This window comes from Bacillus sp. 005/A4HT-01/001, assembly GCF_004634445.1.
GTDB classification, from domain to species: Bacteria; Bacillota; Bacilli; order Bacillales; family Bacillaceae; genus Bacillus; species Bacillus altitudinis.
The window spans coordinates 644,178-662,349 of the sequence record NZ_SEIZ01000001.1; the positions used below are offsets into that span (position 1 = coordinate 644,178).

Consider the following 18,172-nt stretch of genomic DNA (forward strand, 5'->3'; position numbering starts at 1 on the left):
AAAACCGTTTGCGCAACGGTTTTACAGGTTGTCCATTTATGAGGATTTGTGATCCTGTTTAAGCTTTTTAGCAAGTTGATACAATAGCGTCTCTAGTTCATCTCGTGTCTCCTGATAAATGGAGAGACTCCCTCCAAATGGATCCGACACGTCACCTTCTGATCCTGTCGCAAATTCTTTGAGAGTGAAGACCTTGTCTTTCACATGAGCATATTGCTCCACAATCAACTGCTTATGCTGAATCGTCATGGTGAAGACATAATCTGCTTCATGAAGAAGTTCTTCTGTTAGTTTAGACGACGAGTGATTCAGTGGAATGCTTTTCTCAAATAATGCTTCGACTGCTTGAGGAGAAGCCTTCCCTGCATCAGAGGCGAAGATGCCCGCTGATTTTACAGTGACCTGTAAGCCTTTTTCATCTGCAATGGAGGAAAAAAGGGCTTGAGCCATCGGACTTCTGCAAGTATTTCCCGTACAAACAAATAAGATATTCATCTTTCGACCTCCTTTTCTTCTATTATATAGCATTTCATTCTACATGTTATGTAAGGAGACTGGCTAGAGCGGAAATAATAATTTGATTCCAAAGGCTAGTAAAATAAACCCGCCAAGCGCCCCGCTGTATGAACCTACCCATGACCGAACCTGTTTACCGAGTAATAATCCAAGCCATGTGAGCATCATACTAAAAAAGCCAAACAATAAAATGGTCATCAACACCCGAGAACCGTAAATCCCCAGGCTTAAGCCAACGGAAAAACTATCTAAACTCACACTTGTTGCAAAAAGAACGAGACCGGCCCCAACAGGTGCGATAAATGGCTTATCTTCTTTTCGGATAGAAGCGATGATCATTTGCAGACCCAGCACCAAAAGCAGCGCCCCGCCTATATAAGTTGCTAGGAGCCCAAGCCAGCCAGATAAAAGCTGACCTGTTAGCATGCCAAAAAGAGGCATAAACATATGAAATATCCCAATGACAAGTCCAATATAAACGATCTGGCGGAATCTCAGCTGAATCATCCCCATGCCGAGTCCAACCGAAAAGGCATCCATTCCAAGTGCAAAAGCCATGATACTGAGTGTCAGCAATTCGCCAGCTAGTTCATTCATGTAAATCCCCCTTGGACACGCATTCTCCTTTAACCTATGTTTGTCCAAGAGAGGTTAGAACTATTTGAATGAAGAGAGAGTGCGCCCTCCTGCCGCTTTTTGCAGACGGTTCATGATCGCAGAACCAACTCCCTGCTCTGAGAAGGCTTCTGAAATGATCAAGTCTACATCCGTTTCATCAAATTGTCTCAGCACACGATATAAGTTTGCCGCAACCGTTTCAGGCTTTTCTCTCCATCCACAGCTAAAGATAACATCTGCCGCAAACCATTCCTTCTTTTCTTCTGTTGTCAGCACACCTACTTTTAGCCCTTCAGCTCGGTACTTCTGAATGTGCAGCTGCATGTCTTCATCACTTCCATGAAATATATACATTTGTGCTTCAGGTGCATAATGTGTGTATTTCATTCCCGGCGATACTGGTGCCTCATCCTTTTTCGTCAGCCCTGGATCCATGTTGACCGTTCCTACGACCTCTTCTAACGCTTCTTTTGTAATACCGCCCGGCCTTAAGATCACTGGAATCTCGTCTATACAGGATACAACCGTTGACTCCACGCCAATACCTGTTGAACCACCATCGACAATGCCAGCAATTTTCCCATCAAGATCACTCGCGACATGATCCGCAAGTGTCGGCGACGGTTTTCCCGAACGGTTGGCACTAGGCGCGGCAATTGGCAGACCAGCTGCTCGGATGAGTTCAAGCGCAACAGGATGATCAGGCATTCTTACGCCTACTGTCGTTAAACCTGCCGTCACCTGCTTTGATAATGTGCCCGGCTTACAAGGTAGAACAATGGTGAGAGCGCCTGGCCAAAAGGCATCCATCAGCGCTGTTACTTTTTCATTTTCTATTTGCGCAAATTCATGAAGCTGTTGAACGTCCGCAATGTGAACAATCAACGGATTATCACTTGGGCGTCCTTTCGCTTCATAAATTTTTTTCACAGCCTCTGTCTCTTTTGCATTTGCCCCTAGTCCATAAACCGTTTCTGTCGGAAAAGCGACCACTTCATTCTGCCGCAACAACAGAGCTGCTTGTTCAATTTGTGGATAGTATGTGGATAAATCCTTTTTTAAATCCACAGACCACCTTTTTGTATTTAACATCATACAAACTCCTTTTAAAAAAGATAAAACTGTTGATATATCTCAATTATCCTTTTGAAAGTATAAAAGATGATGCTAAATAAAACAAGCGTTGTCCACAATTTGTGGATAACGCTTGTTTTACAGTGGATAAGTATGTGAATAAGTCCGATGTTTTGTGATTAACTCGCTGTTTTTTGCAGCACAACCGCCTGCTCTTTTCCCAATGACTCTTTTGCATGCGCAGATACCCACACACTTTCTGGGATTTCCTCTATAGGCGTAAAGCCCATCAGCGCTAAAAAATCATGCGAAGAGGAGTGATTGGCTACAACATAAAAGGTGTCCACACCTTGTTTTTCTCCTAGCGTTTGAACACTTTGGAACAGAGAAACGATATGCCCCTGACCCAGTTTATCTGATATCACAAGTGATCTTAGCAATCCTTCTTGTTCATTTAGTCGTTCAAGGCCTAAACAGCCTGCAAGCTCACCGTCTGCATCTTCCATGACCACAAATGACGTACGCTCTGCAATCGTCACCCCGCCTTTTGCTTGGCCTTTTTCAAGAAAAGCATTAATGGCCGGGGCATCTTCTTCTGTCGCTATTCTTAATTGATAATACATGCTTTCACCTCTTTTTGTTCTCTTACTTCAACTCTATGAGGCAAAAACAGATTTAGACCTTTTTTAAGAGAAAAGACTAGAGACCCATTCGAACAGAAAGAATTTCACTTCACCCGTCTCTTCTTCTTTTACCACTTCATTGACAGATTCATTTGATGGCTCTGCGGCTACCTGCTCTTTATCATCTCCTTCTGGTGAGGCGATCGCTTCTCCGTTTGAAAAATCGATAAAGCAGAGAGGTGGGAATAACACACACCACCAATTGGCTCCGTCTCCTTCCCCTAACGTAATCAAAATGGCTTCATATTTCCCAGCAGGATAAACAAAGTTGCCATAAAGCTTTGTTGGAAATGAGGCTTTTTGAAAGCTGACCGATACGGATTGATCAATGTGTTGTTCCTTTAATTTTGCTTTGGCGATACGATTGATGTCTGGAAGCTTTGAACGAATCACACGTCTGGCTTCTTCAATGGATGTGAGGTCTTTCACCCACTCCGTTATATTGGCATTGACCTCATCTCGAATACTACGTTTCACATCTTGATCTGCCGACCGGTCACTATTGGCTAAAATGCGTAACCGAATGGCTTCATCTGGAATCACAACAGGCTGATTGGCAGATGCAGCCGCCGTCTCCTCTTTTCCAAGGTTTGCAAAAGCACCACATAATAATAGAAACATATAAAGACAAATCATCATTTTACTTTTGAACATGATGTGTTCCCCCCACTTTTTCTCTTCGCTACAAACATTGTGTCCAGGAAACGCATCTCGTAAACAGCAAAAATGATTTTTTTAATAGATTATGAGGTCAGCCTCTTTATGAGGGGAGCGAATCAACATTTCTCCTGCACGCAAAAAGCCGTTCAACTTATGAACGGCTTTTTAGTGAGGATTGGTAATCGGAAGGGTACAATCTCCCATCCCAATCTCGGCTGATTTTTAAACCCGAATCTGTTTTGATGACTGTCATTGCGCCTTTTTTCTCGATTTCCTTTTTGACCTTTCCTTTATGGTCAATAAATTGAATGATCATTTCATAGTCAAATTCAATACTGTCATCGCTTTCATCTGAAGGTGTAAACGTAATTTTTTTCAGTTTAATTTGACAATCTTGATCTTTTGCTGCTTCTAATACACTTGGAAACATGCTGTCTTGTGTATATTCTTGATATTCATGCTCGGTTAAATAATCCTTCAACTTCTCCTTCATGTCAGATAGGTCATCCGTTCGATTCACTGTGTATTGTGCTTTTTTATAGTTTTCCCCAAATGCTGCTGCTTCTTTTTTAAAGCTCGGTTTACCGCAAGCACTCACAATCAATAGTACACTGACGATGACCAACACCATCGCATACCTTCTGTTCACACCATTCGCTCCTTCAAAACAAATTTATGTAAAAAATCATGATCAGAATGTTCATTCTTCTATATATACGTTTCCCTTTTACCATAAGTTTCATCTTTACATAATAAAATAGTCCGACTTTATTCAGCCGGACTTCCGTTTTGAATGTGTGCGCAAACTGCTCGATCCTTTCCGTTGATGTCCTTGATGATATGAACATCAGCTGAAGGGAACGCCTGCAAAAGAAGCGCTTTTACATCTTGTGCTTGTGTATGTCCTATTTCAAAGACAACCACCGCTTGCTGATGAAGTACCTTGTGGAGATCGCAGGCGATACGCTCATAAAACCACAGGCCATCACGCCCATCTGTCAGCGCATTAACAGGTTCATGCTTTGTGACAACCTCTGATAATCCATCCATTTCTTCTGCCGCAATATAAGGCGGATTAGAAATAAACACATCGACTTTGATGCCTTGATCCATAATCGGTTCAAGTAAATCCCCTTGGACAAAATGAACGTCTGCACCAAGCGCTTCTTGATTTCGCTTTGCTACTTCAAGTGCTTCATGTGAAATATCCGTCGCTGTCACAGTGAGAGATTCTTTTTCAAGAGCTAACGTAATCGCAATTGCACCGCTACCTGTTCCTACATCAACAGCTTTGAGCGGCTGATCATCAGGAAACACACGATTCATCATGTTTAATGCCGCCAGCACCACTTCCTCCGTTTCAGGACGAGGAATCAGAACGTGTTTGTTTACCTCAAAAGGACGCCCATAAAAAAATTCAACACCCGTTAAATGCTGCACAGGCACTCCACGCTTGTGCTGCGCGACGAACTCGCTGAATTGTGAATCTTGCTCCTCTGGCAGTGGATCATGAAAACGGGCAAGAAGTTCACTTCTGCTCCATCCAAGCACATGCATCAACATTAACTCTGCTGCGTTTTGGTCTCTGCCCGCTTCCGTTAACAAAGAAGAAGCCCATTTAAGGGCTTCAAAGATCGTTCGCTCTTTATTTTGCATTTTGAAGTTTTCTTGCTTGGTCTTCCATAATTAATGCATCAATGACCTCGTCAAGTTTCCCTTCTAAAATTTGATCAAGCTTTTGAATCGTCAATCCAATGCGGTGGTCCGTCACGCGGTTTTGCGGGAAATTGTACGTACGGATACGCTCTGAACGATCCCCTGTTCCAACAGCAGATTTACGGGTTTGGTCATATTCAGCTTGTGCTTCACGCTGGAATTTATCATAAATTCTCGCACGCAAAACTTTCATCGCTTTTTCTTTGTTTTTGATTTGTGATTTCTCATCCTGACAGGAAACCACTACACCTGTTGGAAGGTGAGTCAAACGAACAGCAGACATTGTGGTATTAACACTTTGTCCCCCTGGTCCGCTTGATGCGAATGTATCCACACGAATATCTTTTTCGTGGATATCAATTTCAACTTCCTCAGCCTCTGGTAATACAGCAACTGTCGCTGTTGATGTATGAATACGGCCGCCTGACTCAGTTTCTGGAACACGCTGCACGCGGTGTGCACCGTTTTCAAACTTTAGTTTAGAATATGCACCTTTACCGCTAATCATAAAGATGATCTCCTTATAACCGCCAGTTCCAGTGACACTCGCTTCCATGACTTCCGTTTTCCAGCCTTGCATTTCAGCATAACGGCTGTACATCCGGTACAGGTTTCCTGCAAACAGTGCAGCCTCTTCTCCGCCCGCTGCACCACGAACCTCCACAATAACGTTCTTATCGTCATTCGGATCTTTCGGGATGAGTAAGATTTTCAGCTCGTCTTCTAAACGTTCTGTTTCCTCTGTGAGCTCTGAAATTTCTTCTTTGACCATGTCGCGCATATCGGCATCGAGCTTATCTTCCAGCATGGCTTTCGCATCACTTAGCTGATCATATGCCGCACGATATTGTCTATATACCTCAACAGTTTCTTGAATATCAGATTGTTCCTTCGAATATTCACGAAGCTTCTTAGGGTCGTTCACCACTTCAGGGTCACTTAAATATTCATTTAGCTTTTCATAGCGTTCTTCAATTGATTTTAAACGGTCTAACATGGTCTTCACCTCTGTTTTGTGCGTAACAGTCTAATTATAGTATAGCGGGGTATGACAGTCAAAAAAATTTCCAAAACAATTGATTTTCTGCAATTTTTCACTAGAAAACACGATCTTTGGCGATTGGTTACTTGTTTTGTCTAACGTGAAGGAACGGATGCTCACGAAAGAGAATGGTACTTGTAATTGAAAAAAGGGAGGGCATTTGGTTTGAATACAAATGAGGTTGCAAAGGAAATTGGTGTATCTTCAAAAACCATTCAGCGCTGGGTCAAACAGCTCAACATCCCTGTCGCCCGGAATGAACTAGGACATTATGAATTTCATGATGACATTGTCCAGCTGCTCAAAGAGGTCCAACACCAAATGAACGAAGGTGTGATTCTCCATGACATTAGACTGCCGATCCATGAAGAAACCGCCCAGCAATTATCACCTACTGTAGAAACTTCTGACTCATCAAAACGGGTAGAAGCCTTAGAAAAACAAATGAAACAGCTCCTTCAAGAGCAATCACACGTCAGTCATATTGAAGCGCGTTTTCAAGAAATGGAACGGAAACTCGCTAAGAAAGCAGATGAAGGCGTTTCCTACCAGCTCCTCCAGCACAGAAGAGAAATTGAAGAATTAACTGCAAAATTAGAACGCCTCACAGCCACATTGACAAAACCAAAACCATCAAAAGAAGAAGAAAAGGAAAAGGCACACCCCGAAATGAAAAAAAAGCGTGCACTCTTCCCTCTGTTTCATTCATTTCGCTAAGAAAGGCTGCCTAACGAGGCAGCCTTTCTACTATATTATACGGTAAGTGCGATAATGATCGGTAGTGTAATGAGTGACATGATCGCACTGATCACAAATGCGGATGCTGTTTCTGCTTCCTGTTTCTCAAATCGAGTGGCGATCATGGCCGCAACAGCTGAACCTGGGAAGGCAACAAGCAATACAGCTTTTGTAATTTCATCCGCCGAAAGACCCATAAGAATGGCGATGAAATACATAAGTAACGGTTGTACAGCTACTTTGAGCAATGCGATACTGAAAGCTGGTAAGCTCAGTTTAATTTTGCGGATACCGACTGTGACACCGACTGCAAAGAGCGCAACCCCTGATGTCACACTTCCAATTTCCTCTAGCATTTCATGTCCGATGTCAGGAAGTTTAAATCCTAAAAGAACAAGAATGATACTTGCTAACGGTGCAAGCGCAAGCGGCTCAGATAAACCGTGCAAAATCGCTTTCGTCGTCATTTTTAGGAAACTTTCGCCGTCTTTGGCTTTTCCTTTTGTTTTTTCACCGACAGTTGACACAATAATAGCAATTGGATCAAGCAATGCATTTACAACTATTCCGGTAATAGCAATCGGAATTGCAACTTCTTGAGCCCCAAATAAACTGCCCAAGACCGGAATCCCCATAAATGCAAAGGTCGGTTGTGCTGAGTTTAATGAGAAAACAGATGAATCTGTTAAATCATATTTAAAAGCAAATTTCGTAACTAAAAGGATAATGATATAAAAGCCTACGATTCCGAAAATCAATGCAACGAAAAATGGAATTTGACTATAGAATTTATCTTTTGGTGTTGACAGAATGCTGGCGATAAAGTGCGCTGGCAAAGCATACTTTGTAACAAGTGTACTTACACCTTTTGCAGATTTAGCGTCATAGCTGCCGAAGTTCCCTGCGAACCAACCCAGCGCGATAACGAAAAAAATCGGTGCTAGGAGGATCAAAATATTTAAAAAGTCCATCTTACTATTCCTCCTTGAATCCTTTACATGTTTCTTATTTTATAGCGGCATTGCTTACATTACCCGAAACAATGCCGCGTTACACATTTTATTATGCTCTTACAATTTTTTTATATTCAGGAATCCACATAGCATCTTTCACAGCTTGTTCAATGTTTTCAGGTGTTTTTCTTGCGACACCATCTTTAATTGCTGCTTTTGCCACTTCAATAGCTACTTTGATAGAAACTTCTTGTAACTTATCAATGCTTGGAAGTAGACCAGCACCTGGTTTATCATGATCAACCATTTCAGCAATCGCATCCGCTGAAGCAACGAACATGCCTTTTGTGATGATTTTTGATTCCGTTACGATTGAACCAAGACCAAGTCCAGGGAAAACGAACGCATTGTTTGATTGTCCGATTTCATGTTCAATTCCGTTATACTCGACATTTTCGAATGGGCTTCCAGTTGCAACAAGCGCACGACCGTCTGTCCATTTGAATAGATCTTCCGGTACTGCTTCAGCAAGTGGAGTTGGGTTAGACATCGGCATGATCACTGGACGCTCAGTATGAGCTGCGATTTCTTTAATAATTTCTTCAGTGAATGCGCCGCCTTGACCTGATGTACCAATAAGAATGGTTGGCTTCACCCTGCGAACAGCTTCAGCAAATGAGATTTGTCCTTTTTCATCACGAGCCCAGCCTTCTACTTCATCAGAAGAACGAAGGTATGGTTTTTGGAAATCAAGCACTTCATCTTCAAACTGATCTGTTAGCAATCCTCTGTAGTCTAACGTCCAGAATGCATTGTTTGCTTCATCTTCACTTAGACCTTCAAGAACCATTGTGTCACGCATTTGATCGGCGATTCCGATTCCAGCAGATCCAGCTCCGAAAATCATCACACGGTGATCTTTCAATTGAGTACCAGTTTTCTTGACAGCTGCAAGAACACCCGCTAAAGTAATGGCACCAGTACCTTGGATATCATCATTAAAAGTTAAGATGTTGTCGTTGTATTTTTTCATGATGTTACGCGCATTTTTGTTTCCAAGGTCTTCCCAGTGAAGCAATGCTTTCGGGAAGAATTTAAGTGCTGCTTTTACATATGCATCAATGAACTCTTCGTATTTTTCACCTTGTACACGTTTGTGGTGGTTCCCGATGTACAATGGATCATTTAATAATTTTTCATTGTTAGTTCCAACATCTAACACAACTGGAATCACGCGGCTTGGATCAATTCCTGCTGCAGCCGTGTAAACAGCTAGTTTACCAATTGCGATGTTGATACCACCAACACCCCAGTCACCAATTCCAAGAATACTCTCAGAGTCAGTTGCTACGATGAGGTCGATGTCGCCTGCTGTTGCATGTAAGTTTTCAAATGCTTTCTCAATGCCGTCAATGTTGTCGATTGAAAGGTAGACACCATGAGGTCTTCTGTATTCATGGCTGTATTCTTGAATCGCTTCACCAACAGTTGGTGTGTAAACAACAGGAAGCATTTCACGAAGCTTGTCCGTTAGAAGCTTATAGAATAATACTTCGTTACGGTTTTGCAAATCACTTAAGTATACGTTTTGACGAAGACGATCTGGCTGAGCTAGAAATTGCTTGTATGCTCTCTCTGCTTGCTGTTCTAAAGTCAGAACAGTTGGAGGAAGTAATCCTTCTAGTCCAAGCTCTTGTCTTTCTTCTTCAGAGAAAGCAACGCCTTTGTTCAACGTTGGAATCGATAATACATCTTTACCTGTCAAAGTGGTTTCGAGGTACCCTTCTTTTGTTTTCTTCACGTTGTTCATCAAAAACTACCCTCTTTCTAAAATATAAATAAAGTGAACTATTAATACAAAGAACGATCAAGGAGAAAAATCCTTAATCAAAAAAATTATGACAAGAAATCGAACTTTTCGTTTAAATGCTTTACACTACAGTTAGTCATTTTATGCCTGCTTATACCAAAACGCAAGCGTTGAAAATTAGATAATTTTTTCGTAGCGTTATTTAATTTATTTAAGTACAAATGATGGGTGTTCAGCCAAAATCTCAAAAAACGAAACACAGCGGCATTTGCTATTTTTTTAATTGTCAAGTGTTGTACCAACATCTAGTTTTGGTACTTCATGGTGATGTCTGCATCGTGCTTCGTATGATTCCTGCGCACCTACTAAAATAATGGGATCATCATAGGATGCGGGTTTACCGTCGATCAAGCGTTGTGTTCTACTCGCTGGGGAGCCGCATACCGAACAAACTGCTTGAAGTTTTGTTACAAGCTCTGCACATGCCATTAAATGCGGAACAACACCAAATGGCTCTCCTCTGAAGTCTTGATCAAGGCCTGCAACAATGACTCGGTAGCCTTTATCAGCCAATTGAGTGACAATATCAATGATTGTCTCATCAAAAAATTGCACCTCATCAATGCCAATGACATCGGTTCGTTCTGATATGTGCGTTATTATGTCTTTTGGTGAGGTTACTGCAATCCCATCGACCGATGAACCGTTATGTGACACAACTGAGCTTGTGCTATACCGGTTATCAATCGCTGGTTTGAATATTTTTACTTCTTGTTTGGCAAAGGTGGCTCTTTTGGCTCTCCGAATCAATTCTTCCGACTTTCCAGAAAACATACTTCCGCAGATGACTTCAAGCCAACCGCTTTGTTTCATCACATACATAAGGTCTTCTCCCCCGTTTTAAAGTTCCATCAATCCACGTAAAAAAACAGGCAAGAACGGATTCCTGCCTGTTTATTGTATCTATTATTACTTAAGACCGTATTTTTTGTTAAAGCGGTCAACACGTCCATCAGCAGAAGCGAATTTTTGACGGCCTGTATAGAAAGGATGGCACTCAGAGCAAATCTCGATGCGTACCTCTTCTTTTACTGATCCAGTTTCAAACTCATTTCCACAAGCGCATTTGACTGTAGCTTTTTTGTAGTTAGGATGAATTCCTGTTTTCATCTACTGTCATCTCCTTCCGCCCTGAATCCAATTCGGAAACAGAGTTAATATCTCAGAATAAATTCTGAAACGCACATGATAAAATTATAACAGTGTAAGTCTATGATTGCAAATGTATTTTTTCAGGAAGCTATCTTCTTGATGCAGACATATTTGCTTGTTTCCACTCTTGCGTTAAAATATCGAAAAATTCTTGGTTTGTCTTTGTTTTTCTCATTTTGCGCATGAATTTCTCAGCGAAATCAGGTGTATCTGACATTGATTTTCTCATCGCCCATAGACGATCAAGATGCTCTTTAGGCACAAGCAGTTCTTCTTTTCTTGTACCGGAACGACGAATGTCGATGGCTGGGAAAATTCTTCTTTCTGCAAGAGAACGATCTAAATGGAGCTCCATATTTCCTGTTCCTTTAAACTCTTCATAAATCACATCGTCCATACGTGATCCCGTATCAACAAGTGCAGTAGCTAAAATGGTCAAGCTTCCACCTTCTTCGATGTTACGCGCAGCACCAAAGAAACGTTTTGGACGGTGGAAAGCAGCTGGATCAATACCGCCGGAAAGCGTTCGGCCGCTTGGCGGGATGACAAGGTTGTATGCACGAGCAAGCCTTGTGATGCTGTCCATTAAGATGATGACATCTTTTTTATGTTCAACTAGACGCATCGCACGCTCTAATACAAGCTCTGCTACTTTAATGTGGTTTTCCGGTACTTCGTCAAAGGTTGAACTAACAACATCCCCTGCAACAGAACGTTCGATATCTGTTACTTCCTCTGGACGTTCGTCAATAAGAAGAACAATCAGTTCTGCCTCCGGATGATTTTCAGAGATACTGTTGGCAATTTCTTTGAGCAAAATGGTTTTCCCAGCCTTAGGCGGTGCAACAATTAAACCACGCTGCCCAAACCCAACTGGTGCCATCATATCCATAATTCTAGTAGACAGGTGATTAGGCTGTGTTTCAAGAATCATTTGACGATCAGGGAATAGCGGCGTGAGTGCAGGAAAGTGAACACGTTCCTTAGCTGATTCTGGGTCGTCCCCATTTACCGCTTCGACATGAAGGAGGCCATAGTAGCGTTCATTCTCTTTTGGAGGTCGTACCTTTCCAGACACCTTATCACCATTTCTTAAATCAAAGCGTCTGATTTGTGAAGCTGAAATATAAATGTCTTCAGAACTTGGGGAGTAGTTAATTGGTCTTAAGAAACCAAATCCCTCTGACTGAATAATTTCTAGAACCCCTTCCATAAATAAGAGATCCTCTTGCTCAGCGTTTGCCTTTAAGATGGCAAAAATTAATTCTTTTTTTGTTAGTTTGCTGTAATAAGAGATTTTGTACTTTTTTGCTAACTCATACAGCTCTTTTAATTTCATATTTTCCAAAGATGAAATCGAAACATCTTTCAATATGGACACCACACTTTTCTAGTCAATGTATTTCATTACAAATGCATGACCATTGTATTTGATTAGCTTTTAATTCCGTTTTTTGTTGGAATGACCTTGCTCTCATGGTAACGCTCCCACTCGTTTTATCGTAAAGATAGGAACAATGTGAAATAGAGCTTTGTCAACATAGAGAAGGATAATGAGTATATCGTCATGATGCGGCAGTATTTAAACTTGTTGAAGCTTAAAAGAAGTAAATTCGCAGAAAATTTCGCAGCACTCTTTAGTTTTACCTCATTTGCAGGGAATATTCAACTTTAAAAAGAAAATGATATATATTTGACACCTATATGAAAAGCGGGTAAAGAATACCCGCTTTCAGATTACGGACGAATGACAAGATTCGGTTTTTTCTTTAAACTGTGTCTGCCATCGACGAATCGAACAGTACCTGATTTCGCACGCATGACAACACTATGTGTTGTTCCAACAGAGCCTTTAAATTGAACACCTTTTAATAACTCGCCATCTGTTACACCTGTCGCTGCAAAAATGGCGTCATCGCCTTTCACGAGGTCTTCCATTCTGAGGACTTTTCCAACATCCAGTCCCATTTTCTCACAGCGTCTCAGCTCTTCTTCACTTTGTGGAAGAAGCTTACCGTGGATTTCTCCACCAAGTGCTTTAAGCGCAACAGCAGAAAGGACACCTTCAGGCGCTCCACCTGAACCAAATAGAATATCAACACCTGTGTGATCAAATGCTGTATTAATGGCTCCTGCAACGTCACCATCATCGATCAACTTGATTCTTGCTCCAGCTTCTCTCAGCTCAGCAATGATCTTTTCATGTCGCTCTCTGTTTAAAATTGTCGCAACAACATCTTCAATATCTTTGTTTTTTGCTTTTGCAACAGCACGAAGATTGTCAATGACAGGCGCTTCAATGTCGATGCAGCCTACCGCTTCTGGACCTACTGCGATCTTATCCATGTACATATCAGGTGCATTCAGCAAGTTGCCATGATCAGCAACAGCGATAACAGCTAAAGCATTCCAGCCGCCACTTGCCACAATATTTGTTCCTTCCAATGGATCAACAGCGACATCCACGCGAGGTCCATATCCGTTTCCAAGCTTTTCCCCAATATAAAGCATTGGCGCTTCGTCCATTTCTCCCTCGCCGATGACCACAGTTCCCTTCATCGGAATCGTATCAAATACATCACGCATGGCACTTGTTGCAGCATCATCCGCTTCGTCTTTTAAACCTCTACCCATCCAACGAGCAGATTTTAATGCAGCTGCTTCTGTCACCCGTACTAGTTCCATCGATAAACTTCTTTCCATTTTTGTCCAAATCTCCTCTCACAGTCAAAGCCTTATGAATTTTGAAGTTCTTCTATTTCTTGGTCATTCAGCTTTTCACGCCAGATGGTTGCACCCAAGCCTTCAAGCTTCTCCTCAAGCATACTATATCCTCTGTCTATATGTTCAAGCCCTGTGATTTCGGTCACACCGTCTGCCATTAACCCTGCAACAACGAGACAAGCACCTGCTCGCAGATCACTTGCTTTGACCTTTGCACCTTGAAGCTGCGTTTGACCTGTAATAATGGCAGATCTTCCTTCCACCTTCATGTTAGCACCCATTCGACGCAATTCGTCAATGTGTTTAAAGCGGGCAGAGTAAATGGTATCTGTCACGACACTCGTGCCTTTCGCTTTTGTTAACAAAGCCGTCATCGGCTGTTGAAGATCAGTCGGAAAGCCCGGATACACAAGGGTTTTGATATCGACAGGCTTGAGTCCTTCATTTCTGCCAACGATCAGCATTTGATCGTTGCTTGTTTCAATTGTGAACCCCATCTCTCTAAGTTTCGCCGTAATTGATTCTAAATGAGTTGGGATCACATTATCAAGCACAACTTCATCCCCCATCGCTGCACCTGCAATTAAAAATGTACCTGCTTCTATGCGGTCAGGGATGATGGAATGCCTGCAGCCATGAAGAGATTCCACACCTTCGATCCGAATCACATCCGTCCCCGCACCTTTGATTTTAGCTCCCATGCTTGCAAGCAGTGTCGCTACATCAATAATTTCGGGTTCTTTTGCTGCATTTTCAATCACTGTTTTCCCTTCAGCCAGCACGGCTGCCAGCATGATATTGATGGTCGCACCTACACTGACAACATCAAGATAAATACGGGCTCCGACTAATTTTTCAGCGCGCAAATAAATCGCACCCTGTTCGTTTGTCACCTCGGCTCCAAGTGCTTCAAAGCCTTTGATATGCTGATCGATCGGTCTAGGTCCTAAGTGACATCCCCCTGGCAATCCAATGACAGCCTGCTTGAATCTACCGAGCATAGCACCCATTAAATAATAAGATGCCCGTAGTTTCTTCACTTTCCCATTAGGAAGCGGCATACTGATCATGGAGGCAGGATTGACAACCATCTCACCTTTTTCAAACGTGACCTTTCCGCCAATCTCTTCTAACAGATCTCGTAATGTGTCAATATCTGAAATATGCGGAAGGCCTTCAATGGTTACTGGAGAATCAGCGAGAATCGTGGCAGGAATCAGTGCCACAGCACTATTTTTCGCACCACTAATATGTACGGTCCCGCGCAAGGGGTCACCGCCGGCAATGTTTAACTTTTCCATATTTGTCTCCCTTCTTAAAGAAGATCACTGTTGGAGTTATACTGTTTGTGGATGTCGCGCTTTAAAAGGTCTTGTCCAAAATTTAGCCAATATCAAGAGAAAGAATACAGGTTAAACGAAATTTGTCGGAAGAAAAATAATCGAAGCTTTGCGAGGCTGTGATGTTCTCTTCTTTGCACAAAACATTTCTTAGCGTATTTAAGGAAAACTGCGGCAAACGGATGCGTATCCGTCTGCCACAATCACTTATTTATTCCAGTCTGCTAAAAATTGCTCAATGCCTGCATCCGTTAATGGGTGTTTTGTCAGCTGCTTGATGACTTTCAGCGGCATTGTGCCGATATGAGCACCTCTAAGCGCAGCTTCTGTCACATGTTGCGGATGACGAATGGATGCAGCAATGATTTGTGTATCTAATCCATGAACATCAAAAATGGTTTTCACTTCACTAATGAGATCAAGACCATTTTGGCCAATGTCATCTAAGCGGCCGAGGAATGGAGAGACATACGTCGCACCAGCTCTAGCTGCAAGAAGTGCCTGGTTTGCACTAAAAATCAACGTGACGTTTGTTTTAATCCCAAGGTCTGTTAACGCTTTGACTGCTTTAAGACCGTCTGTTGTCATTGGGATTTTCACTGTGATATTTGGTGCAATAGCAGCCAGCTCTTTTCCTTCTTCAATCATTTCTTCTGCTTTGAGAGAAATGACTTCCGCACTAACTGAACCTGATACCACGTCAGTGATTTCACGAAGGCGGTCGTGGAACGATACGTCCTTTTCTTTCGCTACTAAACTAGGGTTTGTTGTCACGCCTGCTAAAATGCCAAGCTCGTGTGCCTCTTTGATGTCTGCGATATTCGCTGTGTCTACGAAAAATAACATAACTGTGCCACTCTCCTATCAATAAATTGTCTGAAATGTAAATTTGATTGCGCTTTCTCATGATATGGAGAAAACCGCCTGTGACTCAGGCGGCTTTCGGTTCTCATCAAATTATGCTTGGTTAGAAGAACCAAATTCACGCATTTTGCCGATAACAGTCGCTTTAATTGCGTCACGAGCTGGTCCAAGATATTTACGTGGATCATACTCTTCTGTTTTTGCAGCAAGTGTTTCGCGAACTGCTTTCGCAGAAGCAATTTGGTTTTCAGTGTTTACATTGATTTTTGCTGTACCAAGTGAAATCGCACGCTTGATGTCAGCAGTTGGGATACCTGTTCCGCCGTGAAGAACAAGTGGAAGTCCAGTTGTTTTACCGATTTCTTCCATTTCAGCGAAACCAAGGTTTGGTTCACCTTTGTATGGACCATGAACTGAACCTAGTGCAGGCGCAAGGCAGTCAATACCAGTACGTTCTACAAGCTCTTGGCACTCTTTTGGATCAGCATAAATAACGCCCTCAGCGATGACGTCGTCTTCTTGTCCACCAACAGTTCCAAGCTCAGCTTCTACAGATACACCGTGGAAATGTGCAAGCTCAACCACTTTTGCAGTTGTCGCTACGTTCTCATCAAATGGATGGTGAGAAGCATCAATCATCACAGAAGTAAATCCTGCATGAATCGCTTTTGCACAAGATTCAAAGCTTGAACCGTGATCTAAATGAATCGCAACAGGAACTGTTACATTATATTCTTCGATTAACGCTTTTACCATTGCGACAACTGTTTTGAAGCCGCCCATGTAGCGTCCTGCTCCTTCAGATACTCCTAAGATAACTGGAGATTTCTCTTCTTCAGCAGCTTGTAAAATCGCTTGCGTGAATTCTAAGTTATTTAAGTTAAACTGTCCAACAGCGTAACCTTTTTCCTTTGCGTCTTTCAACATTTCTGTCATTGAAACTAAAGGCATGATGAAAAATCCTCCCTATGTAGCTAATTTGCTTACTAAAAAAAGCTCTCCACCCTAGCATGACCAGAATTTCTCGCCATATGTAAACTTTCAAAGTCAGATCGCTTTCTTCTTCTTATCTAGAATACCAATTATTCGACAAATCGGCAACAGAATGACTTGATTCAATCATTTCCATCTAGCCATTTGTTTCGAGCGGCAAGTATTCTTTTACTGCATCACGGATTTCATCAATATCAAATGGTTTAGCAAAATGCGTTAATGCACCGAGCTCTTTAGACTCTTGAATCATATCTAGTTCGCCATAAGCTGTCATAATGATCACGCGAATGTCTTCATCAATTAATTTCATGCGTTTTAAAATCTCAATGCCATCCATTCCGGGAATCTTCATATCAAGCAGGACGAGGTTTGGTCTATGGTTTTTCACAATATCTAATGCCTGTAGTCCATTAGCGGCTTGAAAGGTTTGATAGCCTTCTTTATGAAACACTTCATTCAGCAATATTCTAATACCGTACTGATCATCGACAATTAAAATTTTCTCATTCATCTGTTACACCCCATTGCTTTCATTTTTCGCCATAAAAAGAGCTGTTGTTAAATAATTCTGTTTGATTTTCACATTTCCTTTAATTATAATAGTTTACTTTACGACATTTTCTGAGCATTTTTCCTAATATTCTCTTTATATTCTATTATAAAATGATCTGACAGAAGGAGGAAATGAGTCTTGTTAAAAATTTTCACTACCCAATTATCAGGTATTTTTTCACGTATTGGAGATAAGCAGGCCGAAGCGATCGAAGACGGTGCACGCCTTCTTGCTCAGGCCGTTGTCAGTGGACATGCCGTGTATTTTCATGGCAAGAATGAACTGGCGGCTGTAGCCTTAGAGGCATCTGAGAGCAAGGAACCGTTTCCGGGTGCGAAGGTTCTGCCGCTGGATCAAAAGGAGCGCAGCTTACTTCATCCAAGTGACAGGGTGCTTTTATTTTATTCAGATCCAGAAGATCAAGAGATTCAATCCCTTGTCAAAGAGCTGCACGAACAAGGTACACCTATTGTCGGGGTCGGTCCTGCACAAAAGGAGACATCATTTATTGAAGAGCATTGTGATGTCCACATTGATTTTCAGCTCAAAAAACCACTTGTGCCTGCAGAAGATGGAACAAGGTTCGGCTATCCTGCACTGATGACCTGCTTATATGTCTACCATGCTCTATCGTTTACTGTGAAAGAAATCGTTGAGGAATATGAATAAAAAAACT

At 42.0% G+C, this 18,172-nt stretch carries 20 protein-coding genes; 2 read left to right on the forward strand and 18 right to left on the reverse strand.

Annotation, left to right across the window (positions count from 1 at the left end; all coding sequences use genetic code 11):
- Positions 1–36: 36 nt before the first annotated feature.
- The 8 genes from ES896_RS03430 to prfA all read right to left on the reverse strand — a co-directional run bounded on the left by ES896_RS03430 (position 37) and on the right by prfA (position 6,264).
- Entirely contained in the window at positions 37–495 is a 459-nt protein-coding gene (locus ES896_RS03430; RefSeq protein ID WP_017360042.1) for a low molecular weight protein arginine phosphatase, read from the reverse strand.
- A gap of 63 nt (positions 496–558) precedes the next feature.
- Positions 559–1,113, reverse strand: coding sequence for a manganese efflux pump MntP (locus ES896_RS03435; RefSeq protein WP_135226404.1), 555 nt, complete (start codon positions 1,111–1,113; stop codon positions 559–561).
- A 60-nt stretch (positions 1,114–1,173) separates the two neighbouring features.
- Complete coding sequence (locus ES896_RS03440) at positions 1,174–2,226, reverse strand: L-threonylcarbamoyladenylate synthase (RefSeq protein ID WP_081105462.1); 1,053 nt, start codon at positions 2,224–2,226, stop codon at positions 1,174–1,176.
- A gap of 161 nt (positions 2,227–2,387) precedes the next feature.
- The gene (locus ES896_RS03445) at positions 2,388–2,831 is read right to left on the reverse strand and encodes a GNAT family N-acetyltransferase (RefSeq protein WP_007497650.1); all 444 of its coding nucleotides are present in this window, start codon (positions 2,829–2,831) and stop codon (positions 2,388–2,390) included.
- Between the two features lie 63 nt (positions 2,832–2,894).
- Positions 2,895–3,545: a stage II sporulation protein R gene (gene spoIIR, locus ES896_RS03450; protein WP_007497652.1), complete on the reverse strand. Its 651-nt coding sequence runs from the start codon at positions 3,543–3,545 to the stop codon at positions 2,895–2,897.
- A gap of 157 nt (positions 3,546–3,702) precedes the next feature.
- A complete protein-coding gene (locus tag ES896_RS03455; RefSeq protein WP_017368211.1) occupies positions 3,703–4,182 on the reverse strand; it encodes a hypothetical protein in 480 nt (159 codons plus the stop codon).
- Positions 4,183–4,319: 137 nt separating this feature from the next.
- On the reverse strand, positions 4,320–5,207 hold the full coding sequence (gene prmC, locus ES896_RS03460) for a peptide chain release factor N(5)-glutamine methyltransferase (protein WP_017368212.1): 888 nt from the start codon (positions 5,205–5,207) through the stop codon (positions 4,320–4,322).
- Positions 5,197–6,264, reverse strand: coding sequence for a peptide chain release factor 1 (prfA, locus tag ES896_RS03465; protein ID WP_008343422.1), 1,068 nt, complete (start codon positions 6,262–6,264; stop codon positions 5,197–5,199). The genes prmC and prfA overlap by 11 nt, the downstream gene beginning before the upstream one ends.
- Positions 6,265–6,474: 210 nt before the next feature.
- Between prfA and racA the strand changes: the two genes are divergently transcribed.
- Positions 6,475–7,026: a chromosome-anchoring protein RacA gene (gene racA, locus ES896_RS03470; protein ID WP_135226405.1), complete on the forward strand. Its 552-nt coding sequence runs from the start codon at positions 6,475–6,477 to the stop codon at positions 7,024–7,026.
- 35 nt (positions 7,027–7,061) lie between these two features.
- On the opposite strand, the gene ES896_RS03475 is transcribed toward racA, so the two are convergent.
- The 10 genes from ES896_RS03475 to ES896_RS03520 all read right to left on the reverse strand — a co-directional run bounded on the left by ES896_RS03475 (position 7,062) and on the right by ES896_RS03520 (position 17,454).
- The gene (locus tag ES896_RS03475) at positions 7,062–8,018 is read right to left on the reverse strand and encodes an AEC family transporter (protein ID WP_108611056.1); all 957 of its coding nucleotides are present in this window, start codon (positions 8,016–8,018) and stop codon (positions 7,062–7,064) included.
- Positions 8,019–8,109: 91 nt separating this feature from the next.
- Positions 8,110–9,810, reverse strand: a complete 1,701-nt coding sequence (gene malS, locus ES896_RS03480) for an oxaloacetate-decarboxylating malate dehydrogenase (protein ID WP_061420482.1) — start codon at positions 9,808–9,810, stop codon at positions 8,110–8,112.
- 279 nt (positions 9,811–10,089) lie between these two features.
- Positions 10,090–10,692 (reverse strand): thymidine kinase, encoded by a 603-nt coding sequence (locus ES896_RS03485; RefSeq protein ID WP_007497666.1) that lies wholly within the window; start codon positions 10,690–10,692, stop codon positions 10,090–10,092.
- Between the two features lie 87 nt (positions 10,693–10,779).
- Entirely contained in the window at positions 10,780–10,980 is a 201-nt protein-coding gene (gene rpmE / locus ES896_RS03490) for a 50S ribosomal protein L31 (RefSeq protein ID WP_003215407.1), read from the reverse strand.
- A 130-nt stretch (positions 10,981–11,110) separates the two neighbouring features.
- Positions 11,111–12,394: a transcription termination factor Rho gene (gene rho, locus ES896_RS03495; RefSeq protein ID WP_007497667.1), complete on the reverse strand. Its 1,284-nt coding sequence runs from the start codon at positions 12,392–12,394 to the stop codon at positions 11,111–11,113.
- A 365-nt stretch (positions 12,395–12,759) separates the two neighbouring features.
- Positions 12,760–13,725, reverse strand: a complete 966-nt coding sequence (glpX, locus tag ES896_RS03500; protein ID WP_007497670.1) for a class II fructose-bisphosphatase — start codon at positions 13,723–13,725, stop codon at positions 12,760–12,762.
- A 32-nt stretch (positions 13,726–13,757) separates the two neighbouring features.
- Positions 13,758–15,047 (reverse strand): UDP-N-acetylglucosamine 1-carboxyvinyltransferase, encoded by a 1,290-nt coding sequence (locus ES896_RS03505; protein ID WP_007497673.1) that lies wholly within the window; start codon positions 15,045–15,047, stop codon positions 13,758–13,760.
- A 246-nt stretch (positions 15,048–15,293) separates the two neighbouring features.
- Positions 15,294–15,932, reverse strand: a complete 639-nt coding sequence (gene fsa, locus ES896_RS03510; protein WP_003215343.1) for a fructose-6-phosphate aldolase — start codon at positions 15,930–15,932, stop codon at positions 15,294–15,296.
- Between the two features lie 111 nt (positions 15,933–16,043).
- Positions 16,044–16,901, reverse strand: coding sequence for a class II fructose-bisphosphate aldolase (locus tag ES896_RS03515; protein WP_007497678.1), 858 nt, complete (start codon positions 16,899–16,901; stop codon positions 16,044–16,046).
- 178 nt (positions 16,902–17,079) lie between these two features.
- A complete protein-coding gene (locus ES896_RS03520) occupies positions 17,080–17,454 on the reverse strand; it encodes a response regulator (RefSeq protein WP_003214681.1) in 375 nt (124 codons plus the stop codon).
- Positions 17,455–17,634: 180 nt separating this feature from the next.
- Here ES896_RS03520 and ES896_RS03525 point away from each other — a divergent pair, with 180 nt between their 5' ends.
- Positions 17,635–18,165, forward strand: coding sequence for a DUF2529 domain-containing protein (locus ES896_RS03525; protein WP_008343445.1), 531 nt, complete (start codon positions 17,635–17,637; stop codon positions 18,163–18,165).
- The last annotated feature ends 7 nt before the right edge of the window (positions 18,166–18,172 follow it).